Raw genomic sequence first — 3,886 nt, 5'->3', positions numbered from 1 at the left:
GCGATCGCGCGGAGTAGGTATTCATGGCTCGCTGGAACTGTCGGTGTTGGGTGAGGGTGTGCTCAAACTGTGCAGCTGCGAAGCAGGCAGCTGCAGCGGTGAAGTACCGTTGCCTCACTCCTTCGATGCGCCAGAGTCCGTTGTTTAGTGGGATCGCTCGATACATCACTTCACCTCCTACTGGCTCCATTCGTCAACGCGGCCTGCTGGGTCAGTCGCTGCATGAGCGGCAAGGCAACGCGCATGGCCAAGCCCAGCGTGGCCTCGTCTTCGGGGGATAGCGTTTCCAGCAGTTCTGCCAGATGGTCGTTTTGGGCCTCGTGCAGCTCAGCCCGTATGCCCGCCCGGCGCCGGTGATATCGACCAGCGTGGCACGCGCATCGTCGGGGTCGACGAGTCGAACGACCAGGCCGTCTCGCTCTAATCGCCCAACCAACTGAGTCATCGCCGGCTGACTAACGCCGCTTGGGGCCGCCAGCGCGGTAAGCCGAGTCGGACCGTCTTCCTCCAGTGTCGCCAACACGGTCCTGGGCGCGAGGCTGGAGCCTCGGGCGAGATGCCGCACGAGCAGCATCGCGCCCTGGTCGGACGTCGAAGGCTGCATCGCGGACGCACCCAACTACGTGAAGCGCTTTCCACACTTGTGACCGGACGCGGAGCTCTTCACCGGACACCGCATTGTCGACGGTCGAGAACCGGTTCAAGCAGTGGAGGTAAGCCGTGAAGGTAAGTGAAGAAATCGACTTGGCGTGGACGCTCGCTGGAGCCGGCGAGCGCGACCTGAGCCAGGTTGAACGCAATGAGGTCTATGCAGCGATCGGCGTGGGCGAAACGTTCGCGGCCATCCGGTCTCTAATTACATCAACCACCGGCAAACGGATGGCGCTTCCGGCCGATCTGGTGGCGCGGTGCGCAAGCTGGCTGGACTTCTACCTCGGGCACGAGGATGAGCAGCACCTTCGGCGCCTCATTGAAGATATCCTGGCCCCGTGTGCAATTCGATCCGACAACCTGCACTAGTGAGGCCTCTGCGACCCCACGCCAACCGAGCGTTGCACGGACAGGGGACTAGCAACGTGCGGTGGTCGACGTGTCGTCTGACTCGCACCCGTTTTGGACCGGCGCACGGCGCACGCTCGATACCGCCGGCCGGTTGGAAAGGTTCTACCGGTGTTACGGCCGGCGGCGTGCATAGTCGGCGAACAGCAAGGCCCGCAGCGTCAGTCGCGAATAAAGCCTTTGTTGCCCATGAGGAAATCGGCCAGGAACCCGTCGTGCGGGATTTCGGGCGCCCCGTAGTACGTCGGGTGGTGGCCGCGGTACACATTGGCGATGGTCGAATCGGCGAGCAGACAGTCGATCAGGTCTTCATCGTCGGTGATTGCGTTGATCACCAACGAATGCCGTAGCGGGTCCACACCGTCGGAGCGCGACCACGGCGAGACCCAAACACACGGGAACGGCAACTCTATGTTCAGCTTGGCCACGTCGGGCTTGGCCATCAGGTGTACGGCCGGCCGCAGGGCGGCGCAGCCGTCGGTCAGCGCGGCGACCACCTGGTCGGCGCCGAGCACCGGTATGGTGCCCGCCGCCGCGGTTGCTAGATAGTTCGCCAAAGCCTTTGCCTGGTCGATGTTTTGGGTGGGCAGGATCGCTCGCTCATCCTCGGTCGGCAGCACCGGAATCGCCGATAGCCGGTCGGCGATCGCATGGGCCAGCGGGGCGGGATCGCCCTCGTAGAGCACGGCGGTGGCATTGACGCATGCGATCCCGCCCAGGTTGGCAATCGAATCGGTGATGACGTCGAGGTAGTTCCGCCAGTCGTGGTCGGCGGTGATCAGGATCTTGGCCCGGCCCGGGCCGTTGACCAACACCGTCGGGTCGTTGGCGTACATGTCGACGACGCCTTGACTTCCGTAGACCATGGCGAGATCGGCGGACCGGATGATCTCGTCCGCTCCGCGATGATCGGTAGGCAGGTACACGGCATCTTCCGGGCGAAACCCGGCGTCCCGCAACGCGTGAACCAACCGGTGTGCGGTGAGCGGCTCGCGGCGTGACGGGCGGACCGCCACCCGGTATCCCAGCGCGAGCGACTGAGGCCACAACCCGTGCACGCCCGGGCCGTTTCCAGAGGCCAGGACGCCGAATACATCACCCCGCCGTACCCAGACCGCAGCACCGTCGCGAGTGCGCTTGTCGCGCCAATCCGGGACAGCGCCCTCTGGTCGGGCCAGCTGCGCTACGCCGAATGCCGAAGCGACAGCATCGGCGACGCCGCGGGCGCTCGAACGGGTCACCGCGATGGGGACCCCGGATATCCGGCTGGCCAGGTCGACGTAGGTGCCGAAGTCCAGCCCCGCGATCACCCCGGTGGCGAAAGCGTCGGCGGCTTTGGCCAACGCGGCTTCGCGTTGTTCCGCGGGCAGCGGCCGGGTGTTGCGTTGAGCGCTAATAGTGCGTGAGACATATAGCGGTGGCACGATGCTGAGCTCGACCACCGCGGCGCCGGCGGTGGTCGCGACGACTTCGCGGTTGCGGGTCTGGTACGCGCCGCTGGGGCCGAGCGCATCGATGCGCATCAGTAGACGCCTTCGATGACGGGCTCGCCTTCGAAAGCTGCAACGGGGCGTACCTCGCTGACCGAATCGCCAACTTGGCCTTCGGGTCCCGGCAGCCGGATCGCGCTGTCGCGCTCCAGGTTGTTCGGCAGGAACATGCCCTTGCTGAGATGGTTCATCACCACCTGCCCGCGTTGCCCGTAGGGCACGTCGTCGCCGGTGTCGGGGTCCACCACCGAGAACACGACATAGGGTGTGCGCGGATCGAAAACGAACGGCTCACCGTCACCGGTCCGGCGAGTGACCGCTTGCGAAAGAATCATGGTGCTGCCGAACACCATGGTGATCGCCGTATTCGGGAAGATATCGCGGAGCAAGTCGAGCGTATCGGCGTCCACATGGGCACCGCTGAGCAGCGTGAAGCGAATCTTGTCGTTCACCAGGTTCGCCACGTGGTCGTTGCGGGCGATGGCCTCGAGCAGTGGGGGAGTGGTGTGCAGATTCGCCACATCTTGGGTCGCAAGAATGTGCACGGTCTGCTCGATGAGATGGTCGACATAGGCCGACACCTCGGAGGTGGCTTGTACGATCGGGCGGGCGGCAATCTTCTTGACCCAGCGAGGATCCAGGTCGATTGCGTGAAAAACTGAGCCGAGGCGCTGCGAGACCAGACGAGAAAAGTAGCCAACACCGTGCGGCCCACTCGGCATCATGCAGACGAAGCCACGGCCTCGCAGAAAGCCGCCATTGGCGAAGTCCTCGGTTTGCCACTGGATCACTTGCTCGAGCCAATCAGCCAGCTGCACAGTTCTTTTGGGTGCACCTGTGGTGCCACCGGACTCGAATATCTGTGGAACGGGCGGTGATCCGTACCCGCGCGGGATCAGCTCTTCGATGGGCACATTCCGCAACTCGTTCAGCAGGTTGGGGAACAGCCGCAAATCGGCAAACGTGTTGACATCGGTCAGCGGGTTGAAGTTCAGCGTGCGCGCCGCCCGTAACCAGAACGCGCAGCCGGTATCTTCGCCGAAGTGCCAGGCTATCGCGGTGCGTAGGTACGCCTCAGCGTCGTCGACCGGCGCTGACCGCGGCACATCCAGCAACGAAAAGTCGATATCGGCCATGCACCGATCATGTCGCAGGCCAGATCGACCGAGCAATCGACAGGCAGCCAATCGGCTTAACCTAGAAGCTTTTTCGCATGCAGTTAACTGGTTGTAGCAGCACAATTCGCCAGGCCGACATCTCTCGGACTCGAGCGAGCGACACCAGCCGCGAGCGCTGGCACCGGCAATGACACGCACCCGCGTTGGGTGTAACAGAAG

At 63.8% G+C, this 3,886-nt stretch carries 4 protein-coding genes and 1 pseudogene; 2 read left to right on the top strand and 3 right to left on the bottom strand.

Annotation, left to right across the window (positions count from 1 at the left end; genetic code table 11):
* Positions 1 to 211: 211 nt before the first annotated feature.
* Complete coding sequence (locus WAN71_RS19610; RefSeq protein ID WP_422226923.1) at positions 212 to 574, bottom strand: MarR family winged helix-turn-helix transcriptional regulator; 363 nt, start codon at positions 572 to 574, stop codon at positions 212 to 214.
* 146 nt (positions 575 to 720) lie between these two features.
* Here WAN71_RS19610 and WAN71_RS19605 point away from each other — a divergent pair, with 146 nt between their 5' ends.
* Positions 721 to 1,020: a hypothetical protein gene (locus WAN71_RS19605; RefSeq protein WP_422226921.1), complete on the top strand. Its 300-nt coding sequence runs from the start codon at positions 721 to 723 to the stop codon at positions 1,018 to 1,020.
* A gap of 61 nt (positions 1,021 to 1,081) precedes the next feature.
* Positions 1,082 to 1,195, top strand: a pseudogene (gene rpmE, locus WAN71_RS19600) (50S ribosomal protein L31); the annotation flags it as partial.
* 25 nt (positions 1,196 to 1,220) lie between these two features.
* On the opposite strand, the gene WAN71_RS19595 reads toward rpmE, so the two are convergent.
* Together WAN71_RS19595 and WAN71_RS19590 are read right to left on the bottom strand one after the other, a co-directional pair.
* On the bottom strand, positions 1,221 to 2,585 hold the full coding sequence (locus WAN71_RS19595; RefSeq protein ID WP_422226922.1) for an aldehyde dehydrogenase family protein: 1,365 nt from the start codon (positions 2,583 to 2,585) through the stop codon (positions 1,221 to 1,223).
* The gene (locus WAN71_RS19590) at positions 2,582 to 3,685 is read right to left on the bottom strand and encodes a phenazine antibiotic biosynthesis protein (RefSeq protein ID WP_422226920.1); all 1,104 of its coding nucleotides are present in this window, start codon (positions 3,683 to 3,685) and stop codon (positions 2,582 to 2,584) included. Before WAN71_RS19590 ends, WAN71_RS19595 begins: the two co-directional genes overlap by 4 nt.
* Positions 3,686 to 3,886 lie beyond the last annotated feature (201 nt).

This window comes from Mycobacterium sp. (assembly GCF_049280035.1).
Lineage (GTDB): Bacteria > Actinomycetota > Actinomycetes > Mycobacteriales > Mycobacteriaceae > Mycobacterium.
This window is presented reverse-complemented; position numbering and strand designations above follow the sequence as displayed.

Coding starts and splice junctions, on each gene's coding strand:
- WAN71_RS19610 (WP_422226923.1), bottom strand. CDS start 574: ATGCTGCTCGTGCGGCATCTCGCCCGAGGCTCCAGCCTCGCGCCCAGG.
- WAN71_RS19590 (WP_422226920.1), bottom strand. CDS start 3,685: ATGGCCGATATCGACTTTTCGTTGCTGGATGTGCCGCGGTCAGCGCCG.